The sequence below is a fragment of the Streptacidiphilus alkalitolerans genome, from assembly GCF_042511045.1.
Classification (GTDB): domain Bacteria; phylum Actinomycetota; class Actinomycetes; order Streptomycetales; family Streptomycetaceae; genus Streptacidiphilus; species Streptacidiphilus alkalitolerans.
Genome location: NZ_JBHEZX010000005.1, coordinates 192,110 through 204,860 on the forward strand (window position 1 = coordinate 192,110; position 12,751 = coordinate 204,860).

At 72.8% G+C, this 12,751-nt stretch carries 12 protein-coding genes; 9 read left to right on the forward strand and 3 right to left on the reverse strand.

Annotated elements, in window-relative coordinates; translation table 11 throughout:
• The first annotated feature begins 117 nt into the window (after positions 1-117).
• From ACEZDG_RS13075 to ACEZDG_RS13105, 7 genes are all read left to right on the forward strand, one after another.
• Positions 118-837, forward strand: a complete 720-nt coding sequence (locus tag ACEZDG_RS13075; RefSeq protein ID WP_380507432.1) for an MIP family channel protein — start codon at positions 118-120, stop codon at positions 835-837.
• Between the two features lie 52 nt (positions 838-889).
• The gene (locus tag ACEZDG_RS13080; protein ID WP_380507435.1) at positions 890-1,276 is read left to right on the forward strand and encodes a hypothetical protein; all 387 of its coding nucleotides are present in this window, start codon (positions 890-892) and stop codon (positions 1,274-1,276) included.
• A gap of 363 nt (positions 1,277-1,639) precedes the next feature.
• Positions 1,640-2,398 (forward strand): tRNA-dependent cyclodipeptide synthase, encoded by a 759-nt coding sequence (locus ACEZDG_RS13085; protein ID WP_380507438.1) that lies wholly within the window; start codon positions 1,640-1,642, stop codon positions 2,396-2,398.
• Positions 2,388-3,608 carry a cytochrome P450 gene (locus ACEZDG_RS13090; protein WP_380507441.1) on the forward strand — a complete coding sequence of 407 codons (1,221 nt, stop codon included), beginning with the start codon at positions 2,388-2,390 and terminating at the stop codon, positions 3,606-3,608. The genes ACEZDG_RS13085 and ACEZDG_RS13090 overlap by 11 nt, the downstream gene beginning before the upstream one ends.
• 111 nt (positions 3,609-3,719) lie before the next feature.
• On the forward strand, positions 3,720-5,051 hold the full coding sequence (locus tag ACEZDG_RS13095) for a methyltransferase domain-containing protein (RefSeq protein WP_380507444.1): 1,332 nt from the start codon (positions 3,720-3,722) through the stop codon (positions 5,049-5,051).
• Between the two features lie 271 nt (positions 5,052-5,322).
• Positions 5,323-5,742 carry a TOBE domain-containing protein gene (locus ACEZDG_RS13100; RefSeq protein ID WP_380507446.1) on the forward strand — a complete coding sequence of 140 codons (420 nt, stop codon included), beginning with the start codon at positions 5,323-5,325 and terminating at the stop codon, positions 5,740-5,742.
• Between the two features lie 15 nt (positions 5,743-5,757).
• Positions 5,758-6,525, forward strand: coding sequence for an HAD family hydrolase (locus tag ACEZDG_RS13105; RefSeq protein WP_380507449.1), 768 nt, complete (start codon positions 5,758-5,760; stop codon positions 6,523-6,525).
• A 4-nt stretch (positions 6,526-6,529) separates the two neighbouring features.
• Here ACEZDG_RS13105 and crcB read toward each other — a convergent pair whose 3' ends face one another.
• Both crcB and ACEZDG_RS13115 read right to left on the reverse strand, forming a co-directional pair.
• On the reverse strand, positions 6,530-6,898 hold the full coding sequence (crcB, locus tag ACEZDG_RS13110) for a fluoride efflux transporter CrcB (RefSeq protein ID WP_380507452.1): 369 nt from the start codon (positions 6,896-6,898) through the stop codon (positions 6,530-6,532).
• Entirely contained in the window at positions 6,898-7,551 is a 654-nt protein-coding gene (locus ACEZDG_RS13115; RefSeq protein WP_380507454.1) for a fluoride efflux transporter FluC, read from the reverse strand. The genes crcB and ACEZDG_RS13115 overlap by 1 nt, the downstream gene beginning before the upstream one ends.
• A 400-nt stretch (positions 7,552-7,951) precedes the next feature.
• Between ACEZDG_RS13115 and ACEZDG_RS13120 the strand changes: the two genes are divergently transcribed.
• A complete protein-coding gene (locus ACEZDG_RS13120; protein WP_380507457.1) occupies positions 7,952-11,092 on the forward strand; it encodes a SpoIIE family protein phosphatase in 3,141 nt (1,046 codons plus the stop codon).
• A 3-nt stretch (positions 11,093-11,095) separates the two neighbouring features.
• Here ACEZDG_RS13120 and ACEZDG_RS13125 read toward each other — a convergent pair whose 3' ends face one another.
• The gene (locus ACEZDG_RS13125) at positions 11,096-11,506 is read right to left on the reverse strand and encodes a cupin domain-containing protein (protein WP_380507460.1); all 411 of its coding nucleotides are present in this window, start codon (positions 11,504-11,506) and stop codon (positions 11,096-11,098) included.
• A gap of 52 nt (positions 11,507-11,558) precedes the next feature.
• On the opposite strand from ACEZDG_RS13125, the gene ACEZDG_RS13130 reads away from it, so the two are divergent.
• Positions 11,559-12,608 carry a GlxA family transcriptional regulator gene (locus ACEZDG_RS13130; protein ID WP_380507463.1) on the forward strand — a complete coding sequence of 350 codons (1,050 nt, stop codon included), beginning with the start codon at positions 11,559-11,561 and terminating at the stop codon, positions 12,606-12,608.
• Positions 12,609-12,751 lie beyond the last annotated feature (143 nt).

Genomic DNA, 12,751 nt, shown 5'->3' on the forward strand with positions numbered 1-12,751 from the left:
CCCACCCCGGGGCGCTCCGCCGCGGGCGCGGACCGCTGCCTCCCGAATGGCCCTCCGCCTGCTTCCGGGTGACGCTGAAGAACCGGCAACGTTCAGGACGTGAGGGATGTGACAGGAATGAACCAAGATCTGGACAGGCGCGCGATAGTCAGCGAGTTCCTGGGAACCCTGCTGCTGGTGCTGTTCGCGGTGGGGGCGGCAGTCGTCGCCGGTGACCGCATCGGCGACCTCGGAGTGGCCCTCGCCTTCGGCTTCACCCTGCTGGCACTCGCCTACGCGTTGGGGCCGATCTCCGGCTGCCACGTCAACCCGGCGGTCACCCTGGGCTTCCTGGTGGCCAAACGCATCAATGTGACGACGGCGGTGTCCTACTGGGTCGCGCAGTTCGTCGGCGGGATCGCCGGGGCGGCGCTGGTCTTCTGGATCGCCAAGACGATCCCCGGACTGCAGACCCACGGGAAGATGGGCAGCAACGGCTGGGGTGACCGCTCCCAGGTGCACATCAGCCTGGGCGGCGCGTTCCTGGCCGAGGTGCTGCTGACGTTCCTGCTGGTGTTCGTGGTCCTCGCGGTCACCCACCGGGTCGCGGTCACCGGCTTCGACGGCCTGCCGATCGGCATGGCGCTGGCCGTCATCCACCTGATCGGCATCCCGCTGACCGGCACCTCGGTCAACCCGGCCCGAAGCCTGGGCCCGGCCCTGTTCGCCGGCGGCCCCGCACTCTCCCAGCTGTGGCTGTTCATCGTCGCCCCGCTGGTCGGCGGCGCCATCGCGGCGGCAGCGCACCTGTTCACCCACCCCCAGCCCAACGTCCTCGGCGCCGACCAAGCCGCCTGACCGGTCTTCCGCCGGTTCCGGCAGGTCCGCCGCGGCTCGCCCGGAGGTCCGCATGAAGTACCCCCGCCCGATGCCCGGACAGAGCGCAGTGATCGCCGGCGCGGCACTCGCCGCGGTCCTGATGGCCGCCACACCCGCAGCCGCCGCGTATCTGCGCTGCGACAGCGTCAGGACCATCCTCCGGGACTGCATCGGCACGGAGGGCGGGGCCGAGGAGGACTCCTGCCAGCCCGCCGTGGACCAACTCGCCCTGGCGGTGGGCCCGCAGCCGCTGGCCCGGGCGTCCGCCTGCGTCTGCGTGCACGACATCGAGAGCCAGGAACTGCACTACCACCCCAACCGCGACGTCGCCGCCCTCAACAAGCGGCTCGCGGACAGCGGCCTCTACGCCTGGGACTGCGGACTGCTGGTCACCCAGGCCATGCCGGACGCGCCCTAGGGTCTGCCCGGGGGTCGGCCCGGTCGCCGACCCGGTCGCCGGTCCGGGGGCCGTCTGTGGAAAGACACGAACCTTGCCCGGGCGGGGGCGGGTTGCGGGCCGCCCGGGTCCGGCCGCGGCTGCTTCGGCCCCGCGCGGGCGCGGCGCATTCCGGACACGGAAGCCGTCGGGGCGGCTCCGGCCAGGGCATCTTCCGAACGCCGGGCCGCCCGCGACGGCCTTTGGATGAACCGTGACTGCCTCAAGGCGCGTGGAACTGCCCGTCGTTGACACTGTCCGCGTTCGATCGTTTACTTCTCGTGTCGTCGCCACACCGGGAGCACAGGGCTCCGCCGGGACTTGCGACGCGAAGGACAATCCCTGTTGACGACAGCGACCGAAATCTTAGCGATTCAGTCCTGCCCGCCGGCCGCGACCACGGCCGAAGTCTTCGAGGTACGGCCCTACACCCCGCACTGCCAGGTCATCCAGGCCGAGGGCGACCATGCCGTGATCGGGGTCTCCCCGGGAAACAGCTACTTCTCGGCACAGCGACTTGTCGACCTCGCCCGCTGGGGCGTGGCGCACTTCGACCAAGTCGACTTCGTCTACACCGACCTGCACGTGGCCGAGATGTACGAGGCCCTCGGCTACAGCGCCGACGACGCCCGGCGCAAGGCCGTCAAGAACCTGCGCGGGGTCCGCGCCAAGGTGAACAGCGCGGTCGGGACCGTCGGCTCCGGGGGCGGAAGGCTGCGCGCCCACCCCATGTCGGAGTTCGTGGACAATCCGGCCTACCGCGGCATCCACGACCGCATCCGGACCCTGCTGGACACCGATCCGGAGTTCCGCGGGACCTGCGACACCCTGGTGGACTCCTTCCTGACCTCCAAGGTCCTCGACGGAAGGGCCGGCACCCGGCGGCAGCGCGAGGTGTGCCTGGAGTACGTCTGCGCGGAGGCCCCGCTGTTCCTGGACACGCCCGCGATCCTGCGGGTCCCCTCCTCCCTGAACTGCTATCACCAGCTGCTGCCGATGGCCGAGTTGCTCTACTCCCGCGGATCCGGCCTGCGCGCCTCCCGCAACCAGGGCCATGCCGTGGTCACCCCGCAGCAGCCGAAGGAGAACCCCGATGTCCGTTGAGACCCTGTCGGAACTGCCCGAACCCCCGGCGCTGCCGGAACTGCCCGACTTCCCGTTCTCCTGGCGCGGCGACCGGTTGCCGGACGAGATAGCCGCGTTGCGCGCGGAGCCGGTCAAGCGGGTCCGGACGATCGCCGGGGACCAGGCCTGGCTGGTCTCCTCGCACGCGCTGTGCACCCAGGTGCTCGAGGACCGGCGGTTCAGCCTCAAGGACACCTCGGCGCCCGGCGTGCCGAGGCAGTACGCGCTGACGATCCCGCCGGAGGTCGTCAACAACATGGGCAACATCACCGGGGCGGGGCTCCGCAAGGCGGTGCTCAGGGCGATCAACCCCAAGGCCGACGGCCTGCTGGAGTGGATGCGCTCGTACGCCGACGAGCTGGTCGACGGCCTGCTGGCGCAGGGCGCGCCGGTGGACCTGCGGGCGCGGTTCGCCAACCCGTACGCGGAGGCGCTGCACTGCCGCATCCTCGGCATCCCGCTGCGGGACGCCGCCCGGCTGGCGCCGAGCCTGGACCTCGCGTTCATGAACTCGGCCTGCCCGGTCAGCGGCGCCAAGCTGAACTGGGACCGGGACATGGCCTATATGGTGCAGCGCCTGGACGACCCGTCCACCACCGGTCTGATGGCCGAGATCGCGGCCCTGCGCCAGGACCCGGAGTACGCCCACCTCACCGACGAGATGCTGGCCACGGTCGGCGTGACCATGTTCGGCGCGGGGGTGATCTCCACCTCGGCCTTCCTGACCATGGCCGTGGTCTCGCTGATCCAGCACCCGGAGGCCTGGGCCGAGTTGCGGGCGGACCCGGGCCGGATCCCGGCCGCGGTCGACGAACTGCTGCGGATCAACCTGTCGATCGGCGACGGCCTGCCGCGGCTGGCCCTGGAGGACGTCACCCTGGGGGACGTCCTGGTCAGAAAGGGCGAACTGGTGCTGGTCCTGGTCGAGGGCGCCAACTTCGACCCCGAGGTGTTCGCCGATCCGCACCGGATGGACATCGACCGCGCGAACAGCGTCGCCCACCTGTCCTTCGGCGGCGGCCAGCACTACTGCCCGGCAACGGCGTTGGGCAAGAAGCACACCGAGATCGCGCTGGAGACCCTGCTCCGCCGGATGCCGGACCTGCAGCTCGCCGTCCCGGTCGAGCAACTCGTCTGGCGCACCGGCTTCATGAAGCGCATGCCGGAACGGCTCCCAGTCATGTGGTGATCCGGTGATGTGACCGTCGGCCGCAGCTGCGGGCTGGAAGCAGCGGACCTCCTCGCACGTACAGTTGCACTGGACTGGACGGCTGGTATCTGCGAGGGAGATGACGGTTCGGTGAGTGTCCTGGTGGTGCAGCATGTGCCGGGCGAGGGCCCGTATGTGATCGGGACGGCCCTGGAGAACGCCGGGCTGCGGCTGCGGCACTGCCGGGTCTGGGCGGGGGATCCGGTGCCGGCGGACCTCGAAGGGGTCGAGGCGCTGGTGCTGATGGGCGGCCCGGCCGCCGCCCACAGCGATGACGGATTCCCCACCCGCCGGGCCGAGTTGGCGCTGCTGCGGGCCGCGCTGGCGGCGGAGGTGCCGACGCTGGGGGTGTGCCTGGGCGCGCAGTTGCTGGCCGTGGCGGCCGGTGGCACGGCCCGGGTCGGGAGCGGCCTCCAGGTGGGCTGGGGCTCGGTGCGGTCGACGCCGGCCGCTCGGACCGATCCGCTGCTGGCCGGCCTGCCCGAGCAGTTGCGGGTGCTGCACTGGCACGGCGACACCGTGGACCTGCCGGCCGGGGCCACGCTGCTGGCCTCCTGCGACCAGTACCCGGTGCAGGCCTTCCGGGTCGGCGGCAGCGCCTGGGGGACGCAGTTCCACCCGGAGGTCGACGCCGAGGCGGTGGACGCCCTGGCCACCGCCTTCCCCGAGGAGGCCGCGAGCGCTCCCGGCCTGCGCGAGTCGGCCGCGGCGGAACTGGCCGTCATGGCACCGCAGCGGGACCTGGTCCTGGCCCGGTTCGCCTCGCTGGCGGCGGCCAGGGCGTCCCACACCGCGACCCGCACCTTCTTCGCCCCGCGCGCCGACAGCTGGGAGACCCGTTTCGCCGACGACGCACCCGCCTACGCCGCGGCCGTCGCCCGGATGGACCTGCGCCCCGGACAGACCGTGCTCGACCTGGGCTGCGGCACCGGCCGTGCGCTGCCGCCGCTGCGTGAGGCCGTGGGGGCCACGGGCACGGTCCTCGGCCTGGACGTCACCCAGGCCATGCTCACCACCGCGGCCAAGGCGGGACGGGACCAGCTGGCCCGGCTGCTGCTGGCCGACTGCACCCAACTCCCGCTGCCGTCGGGCGTGGTGGACGGGATCTTCTCGGCCGGGCTGCTCGACCACCTGCCCGATCCGGAGCAGGCCCTGCGGGAGTGGGCCCGGGTGTCCGCCCCCGGCGCGGCCCTGCTGCTCTTCCACCCGTCCGGACGGGTGGAACGGGCCGCCCGGCACGGCCGCCCGCTGAGCCCGAGCGATCCGCTGGCCGAGCCCAACCTCCGACCGATGCTGGAGCACAACGGCTGGCAGCTGGAACTCTACGACGACGCCCGCGAACACTTCCTGGCCCTCGCCCTCCGCAGCGCTGACGCCACGTCAGCACCGTCCGGAACGACCGAGCCGGCGAGGAGCGCGTAGTTACGGGGCTGCATCGCCGGGGCGCACCGGCGGCGGGGGCCACATCTCGGAGCCGCAAGCCGCGCCACACAGCGGGGCCGCGCGTCCGGGGCCGCACAGGCCTCGCGCCGCACGGATCACGCACCGCACAGGCGACGCTGCGGCCCGGTAGGGCCCTTCCGCCCCGCACATGCGAGAGGCCCCCAGCAGACCCGACTCTGCCTCGCTACGGTGGGAGGGACACTGCAGGAACGATCCTGCAGACGCCCCTTCACGTGAGGTCGAACAACTCATGAGCCTGAGCATCCGCAACCAGATCCCCGGCACCGTCACCTCGGTCACCACGGGCGAGGTCATGGCCACGGTCAGGACCCGGCTGGACGGCGGCCAGCACATCACCGCCGCCATCACCCTGGAGGCCGTCAAGGAGCTGGGCATCGCCGAGGGCAGCGCCGTGCGGGCCATGGTCAAGTCCACCGAGGTGTCGCTTGCCACCGGCCCGGTCGCCGGGTTGAGCATCCGCAACCAGATCGCGGGCACGGTGACCGACATCGCCACCGGCGGCGCCATGGCCACCATCAAGATCAGCATCGACGGCGGCGAACTCACCGCCGCGATCACCAAGGACGCCGTCTCCGACCTCGACCTCGCGGCCGGCACTCCGGTCGTCGCGCTGATCAAGTCCACCGAGGTCTCCCTCGCCACGGTCTGACGTAAAGTCAGCCCCATGGGCGAACCAGTGAACGGTCCAGGGCTGGTGCTGTGGGACGTGGACGGGACCCTGCTGGATCCGGCCGGGTTCGGCCGCGACGCGATGCACACCGCGTTCGAACGGCTCTACGGCCGACCGGTCACCACCCAGGTGGCCTTCGCCGGACGCACCGACCGGGCGATCGTCCGGGACCTCCTGGCGCAACTGGGCTCCGGCCACACCACCGCGGACACGACCTCGGACGCCACCACGGACACGACCTCGGACACGACCTCGGCCGAATTCCAGGACCTGGCCGGCGCCATCGCCGAGGAGCAGCGGGACGACTTCCTCGCGGGCGGCGGCCGGGTCCTGCCCGGCGCCGCGGAGGCCCTGGCCGCCCTGGCCGCGCTGCCCGGCCTGGTCCAGTCGGTGCTCACCGGCAACGCGCGCCGGATCGGCCTGGTCAAGCTCGCCGCCGCCGGGCTCACCGACCGCCTGGACCTGGACGTGGCGGCCTTCGGCGACCACCACCTGGTCCGCGCCGACCTGGTCGACGTCGCCAGGAACCTGGCCACGCGCAAGTACGGCGTGGCCTTCCCGCCCGAGGCGGTCGTCCTCGTCGGCGACACCCCGCTGGACGTGCAGGCCGCGCTGGCCCGAGGCGCCACGGCGGTGGCCGTGGCCACCGGCAGCTTCGGCGAGGCGGAGCTCAAGGCCGCCGGAGCCCACACCGTCCTGCCGGACCTGACCGACCTTCCCCGCTTCCTCGCCGCGGTCCGCCCCGCGCCACCGCGCCGCTGACGGCTCACACCCAGGTCAGCAGCCCGTAGCCCAGGGCTGCCGCGGCCAGGCCGAGGGCCAGCGAGCCGACGGCGTTGAGGCCGGCCTCGGCGAGTGAGCCGTCCTCCATGAGCCGCACGGTCTCGAAGGAGAAGGTGGAGAAGGTGGTCAGGCCGCCGCAGAAGCCGGTACCCAGAAGCAGGCTGAGGTCGGCGGGCAGGTGGTGGTGCGCCGAGGCCGCGGCGAGGGCGCCCAGGATGAAGGACCCGGCGATGTTGATGACAAAGGTGCCCCAGGGGAACACGCTGTCGTGGCGCTGCTGGACCGCCTTGTCGGTGAGGAAGCGCAGCGGTGCGCCGACCATCCCGCCGAGGAAGACCATGAGGACGGGCATCAGGCGTTCTCCTGGGCTTCGACAGCGGGGACAGCGGGAACAGCGGTGACAGCGGTGGCGGTGCGTCCGGCCTGGCTGCGGCGGCTGGGGCCGCGGCGTACCGGCAGGCCGGAGACGCGGCGGGCCAGGGCGATCCCGGTCCACACCGCGGCAAGACCGGCGATCAGGCTGGTCAGCGCATAGGCGTCGGCCAGTGCGACCTGCCCGGAGGCCAGCAGGCCGCGGGTCTCGTTCATATAGGTGGAAAAGGTGGTGAAGCCGCCGATGATGCCGACCCCCAGAAAGGGACGCCGGTAGCGGGACGGCGGCCAGACCTCGACCACGTAGACCATCAGCAGGCCCAGGGCCAGGCTGCCGAGCACATTGGTGCTGAACGTCGCCCAGGGGAAGCCGCCGGCCGGAGTGGTCCAGACCCGGGCCAGTCCGTAGCGGGCGATGCTGCCCAGGCCACCGCCGACCGCGACCACGGCCACGACGTCCCACTGCCGCGTGCTGCGGCCGCGGCCCTGCGGTGGCGCCGGCTGGGTGTCCGGGTCCAGCGGGAGGCATTCGGCGGGGAGCCCGCCGGGGGTCGGGTCGGAGGTCGGGTCGGGGGTCGGGTCGGGGGGAAGGCCGTCGCCGGCCTGCCCCTGCGCCGGTTCACGTGCGGGCATCAGTCCTCCTGCCGCAGGGGCCCGCCATGGGCGGACGGGCCGATGGTGGGGTGTGCGGTGTGGATCGGGGCATGGTCCTCCTACCTGAGTCGAGGATCGCCAGGACAGGCGACCGCCAGGTAGGGACCGTTGGCACCCGGGACCAGCCCGGCTGCGGTTGTACGGCGAGCCCCTCCGCCGTAGGCACGAGGATAGCGGCCCGGACGTGCGGAAGCCCGCACCGGGGTATCACCCGGTCGGACGCGCCGCCCGCCACCACCGGCCGCGCGGTACCCGCCCCGCTCCCAGCCGCCTCAGCGCCGCGCGGCGCCGCACCGCCCGTACCGGCAAACCCGCGGTGGCGGGGCTGAGGTGGGAGGATGGCAGGGCGGAATGACGACCTCCGGGTGGTTTCCTGACCATGGACAGCAATGAGCAGCGCGTGGACGAGGCGGACGGCGGTCGCACAGCGGCGAGCCGGGACGCCCATGACGGCACCCTGCTGGCCGTTCCCATCGCGACGGCCCTGATCGAGGGCAGCGGGCGCATCCTGCACTGGAACGCCGACGCGGAACTGCTGCTCGGCTACACCGCCGACGAGGCGGTGGGGGCGTTCGCCGTCCAGCTGCTGGCCACCCCGGAGCAGCGGCCCGGTGTGCTGGACCTCTTCGGTGGCATCGTGGCGGGGCAGCCGTGGTCCGGGGTGTTCCCGGTGCGGCACCGGGACGGACACCTGGTCAGCCTGGAGTTCCGCACCTACCCCATCGCCGGCCCCGGCGGCGCCCCGCTGGTCCTCGCGGTGGCCTCGGACGTCAGGGCGCTGCGCCGGGTCGAGGCCGACCTCACCGTGCTCGACAGCTTCTTCAGCCAGTCGCCGGTGGGCATGGCCGTCTACGATCCGGACCTGCGCTTCGTCCGGCTGAACAGCGCCCTCGCCCAGATCAACGGCGTGCCGGTGGAGGAGCACCTGGGCCGCCGGACGGCCGATGTGCTGCCGGGGATCAACGGCGCCGAGATCGAGACCGTGATGCAGCACGTGCTGGAGAGCGGCGAGCCGGTGGTCGACGCCCGGTCGCACGGCCGCACTCCGGGCGATCCCACCCAGGACCGGGCCTGGTCGGCCTCCTACTTTCGGCTCGAGGAGCCCAGCGGGCGGGTCCTCGGGGTGAGTTCCACCATCGTCGAGGTCACCGCGCGCTTCCTGGCCGAGTCCCGGGCGGCCAGGGCGCGGGACCGGCTGGAGCTGCTGGTCGACGCCACCTCGCGGATCGGCACCACGCTGGACCTGGGGCAGACGGCCCGCGAGCTGGCCGAGGCCATGGTGCCCCGGGTCGCCGACCTCAGCGGTGTCTTCGTCCTGGACCGCCTCGTCGCCGGGCACACCAGCCAGACCGGGGAAACCGCCGAGACCGCGGAAACCACAGAAACCGCCGAAGGCGCCGAGCGGGTGCGCCAGCTCGCGCTGGTCAGCTCGGATCCCGGGTTCGACGCCCCGGTCACCGACCTGTCGGCCGGCGCCGTCTACGACGTCCCCGCGGACTCGCCGTACGCGGAGGCGATGGCCACCGGCCGGACCGTGGTGGTCCCGGCGCAGAGCCTGCCCCCGCTCACCCCGACCGTGCCGTCGGAGCATCCGCAGGCCGACCTCGGCCTGGGCTCGCGCGCGGTGCGGGTGACCCCGCTGGTGGCGCGCGGGATGGTGCTGGGCATGGTGGTCTACTCCCGGCGCAGCGACCGGGACGCCTTCGAGTGGGAGGACATCACCCTTGGCGACGAACTGGCCTCCCGTGCGGCGGTGGCCATCGACAACGCCCGGCTGTACCTGCGCGAGCACGAGACGCTGATGGCACTGCAGCAGGCGCTGCGCGAGTCCGGCACCGCCCACACCCGGCTGGCCCTGCTCAAGGACGCGAGCACCCGTATCGGCACCACGCTCGACCTGCAGCGGACCGCCGAGGAACTGGTCGAGGTGGTCATCCCGCGCTTCGCCGACTTCGCCACGGTCGACCTGCTGGAGTCGATCGTCCAGGGCGGGGAGCAGGAGCGCGAGCAGGCCCCGGTGCCGGACGACGGCCGGATGCTGCTGCGCGCGATGGCCGTCGGGGAGGCGTCAGGGGCCGGTGTGACCGGGGCCGCGGACCAGATCGGGCAGACCTCGTGGTCGGCCAAGCTCTACGCGGAGAGCCTGCGCAGCGGCCGGTCGATCCTGGTCCCGGTGGTGGACGAGGCGGCCATGCACCGGATCACCGGCCACCCGGAGCGGGTGCAGCCGGGCCTCGACGCGGGCATCCACTCCTACCTGATGGTGCCGCTGCTGGCCCGCGGCACGGTGCTCGGCGGTGCCGAGTTCATCCGGACGAACAACCCGGAGCCCTTCGGCCCGGCCGACATGGCGCTCGCCGAGGAGCTGGTGGCCCGCGCGGCCGTGTGCTTCGAGAACGCGCGCCTCTACCGCCGGGAGCGCGACACCGCGCTGACGCTGCAGCGCAGCCTGCTGCCGCAGGAGGTCCACCGCACACCGGGCCTGGAGATCGCCTACCGCTACCTGCCCAGCAGCGTGGTCAGCGAGGTCGGCGGCGACTGGTTCGACGTGGTCCCGCTCTCCTGCGGACGGGTCGCCCTGGTGGTCGGCGATGTGATGGGCCACGGCATCCGCGCCGCCGCTACCATGGGCCAACTCCGCACCGCCGCACGGACATTGATCACCATGGACCTCACTCCCGACCGGCTGCTGCAACGGCTGGACGAGACGGCGTCGGCGATCGGCGAGGGGCAGTTCGCCACCTGCGTCTGCGCGGTGTTCGACCCGGTGGACCGCAGTTGCAGCATCGCCAGCGCCGGGCATCCGCCACCCGTGGTGGCCGAACCGGACGGCTCCGCACGGCTGTTGGACCTGCCGCCCGGGCCGCCGCTCGGGGTCGGCGGGGTGTCCTTCGAGTGTGTGGAGTTCACTCTGCTGGAGGGCAGCCTGCTGGTGCTCTACACCGACGGCCTGGTGGAACGCCGCGACCGCGACCTGGACGTGGGCCTGGACCTGCTGTCCCGCACCGTGGCCGAGCGGCGCGGATCGCTGGAGCAGAGCTGCGACTCCGTCCTCGCGGCCATGTCGGCCGGGGACAGCGACGACGACATCGCCATGATCATGGCCCGCGCGCTGCCGGTGCACGAGGACTGGATCGCCGGCTTCCCGCTCTCGGCGGACATCGCCGTGGTGCGCAAGGCACGGGAGTTCGCCCGGGCCACGCTGGCCGACTGGGGCCTGTCCTCGCTCTCCGAGTTCACCGAATTGCTGGTCAGCGAACTGGTCAGCAACGCCCTGCTGCACGGCGGGGCGCCGACGCAGTTGCGGCTCTTCCGCGACCGGGTGCTCACCGTGGAGGTCGCCGACACGGACACCCACCCGCCCAGCCTGAACCGGGCCACGGCGGAGGACGAGGGAGGCCGCGGCATGCACCTGGTCAATGAGCTGGCCCACCGCTGGGGCAGCAGGGCCACCCGCCACGGCAAGGTGGTCTGGCTGGAGCTGGAGCTGCCGCTCGGCTTCGCCCACCGGGTGGGGTAGGGCTCACGGCGCGACCAGCGGGTGGCCCGTCGTCGCGTCCACATGGTCCGGGAGTTCGCCGCCGTAGCGGTCGGCACGGTCGCCGACGGTCAGGGTTCCGGTGGGTTCGAACATCAGGATCGAGGCTCCGGACGCGGAGGACGGCCGGTGCTCGGTGCCGCGCGGGACCGTGAACACGGACCCCGTGGGCAGGGTGACCGTGCGCTCGCCGACGGGCTCGCGCAGCGCGATCCGCAGTTCGCCGTCGACCACCAGGAAGAACTCGTCCGTGTGCTCATGGACGTGCCAGACGTGCTCGCCCTCGACCTTGGCGACGCGTACGTCGTAGTCATTGACCCGGGTGACGATCCGGGGGCTCCACAGGGCGTCGAACGAGGCCAGGGCTTGCCGCAGGGCGATGGGTTCGTGGCTCATGGGTCCATCCTCGGCGGTGGAACACTGTCGCCGTGAGTGCTAGAAATCGCATATGACGCAAGAATCCTCGCAGTCGGCCGATGCTCCGGAGCCGGAGCGCCCGCACCGGGTCGTGGTGATCGTCGACGAGAACTCGAACCCCTTCGAGCTGGGCTGCGCGACCGAGGTGTTCGGCCTGCGCCGCCCCGAACTCGGCCGGGACCTCTACGAGTTCACGCTGTGCTCGCCCACTCCCCGGACCCTGATGCGGGACGGCTTCTTCACCCTGACGAATGTCGCCGGGCTCGACGCGGCCGACACCGCGGACACCCTGATCGTGCCCAACCGGCCGGACACCGACGTCCCGCGCCGTCCGGCGGTCCTGGCTGCCGTCCGCAGGGCGCACGCCCGGGGCGCCCGGCTGGTGGGCTTCTGCAGCGGCGCGTTCACCCTGGCCGAGGCCGGGGTACTGGACGGCCGCCGGGCCACGGCGCACTGGCAGTGGGCCGACTCCTTCCGGGAGCGCTTCCCCGCCGTGCGGCTCGAACCGGACGTGCTGTTCGTGGACGACGGCGACATCCTCACCTCGGCCGGCAGCGCGGCGGCGCTCGACCTCGGGCTGCACCTGGTCCGGCGCGACCACGGGGCCGAAGTCGCCAACTCGGTCAGCCGGCGCCTGGTCTTCGCCGCCCACCGGGACGGCGGCCAGCGGCAGTTCGTGGAACGTCCGGTCCCCACCGTCGCGGACGAGTCGCTGGCCCCGGTGCTGGCCTGGGCCCAGGCCCGGCTGGCCGACCCGCTCACCGTGACCGCCCTCGCCGCCCGGGCGGCGGTCAGCCCGGCGACCCTGCACCGGCGCTTCCGCGCCCAGCTCGGCACCACACCGCTCGCCTGGCTCACCGGCGAACGGGTCACCCTCGCCTGCCGCCTGATCGAACGCGGCGAGGACCGCCTGGACGTGGTCGCCCAGCACAGCGGGCTTGGCACCGGAGCGAACCTGCGCGCCCTGCTCCGCCGCGAGACCGGCCTCACCCCCTCCGCCTACCGCCGCCGCTTCGCCCCCACCCCGAGGCCGAGCGGCGGCCCGGGCGGCCGGAATCCCCAGGGCCTGTCCGGCCGATGAGCGCCGTTCTACGCAGTGGTACAGTCCAGTCGCTCTGCGATCTTCACCGCGGAGAAGGCTGCACGGACAGCGGACGGGCGGCCGGGGGCGCGGGGGGCCGCAAGCCATTCATGGCAGTCATCGCGCGCACGGCCGAGCCGGCG

Bases quoted from the DNA above. Each gene is read 5' to 3' on its own strand.
- ACEZDG_RS13075 (WP_380507432.1), top strand. From the start codon at position 118: ATGAACCAAGATCTGGACAGGCGCGCGATAGTCAGCGAGTTCCTGGGA.
- ACEZDG_RS13080 (WP_380507435.1), top strand. From the start codon at position 890: ATGAAGTACCCCCGCCCGATGCCCGGACAGAGCGCAGTGATCGCCGGC.
- ACEZDG_RS13090 (WP_380507441.1), top strand. From the start codon at position 2,388: ATGTCCGTTGAGACCCTGTCGGAACTGCCCGAACCCCCGGCGCTGCCG.
- ACEZDG_RS13100 (WP_380507446.1), top strand. From the start codon at position 5,323: ATGAGCCTGAGCATCCGCAACCAGATCCCCGGCACCGTCACCTCGGTC.
- ACEZDG_RS13105 (WP_380507449.1), top strand. From the start codon at position 5,758: ATGGGCGAACCAGTGAACGGTCCAGGGCTGGTGCTGTGGGACGTGGAC.
- crcB (WP_380507452.1), bottom strand. From the start codon at position 6,898: ATGCCCGTCCTCATGGTCTTCCTCGGCGGGATGGTCGGCGCACCGCTG.
- ACEZDG_RS13115 (WP_380507454.1), bottom strand. From the start codon at position 7,551: ATGCCCGCACGTGAACCGGCGCAGGGGCAGGCCGGCGACGGCCTTCCC.
- ACEZDG_RS13120 (WP_380507457.1), top strand. From the start codon at position 7,952: ATGGACAGCAATGAGCAGCGCGTGGACGAGGCGGACGGCGGTCGCACA.
- ACEZDG_RS13125 (WP_380507460.1), bottom strand. From the start codon at position 11,506: ATGAGCCACGAACCCATCGCCCTGCGGCAAGCCCTGGCCTCGTTCGAC.
- ACEZDG_RS13130 (WP_380507463.1), top strand. From the start codon at position 11,559: ATGACGCAAGAATCCTCGCAGTCGGCCGATGCTCCGGAGCCGGAGCGC.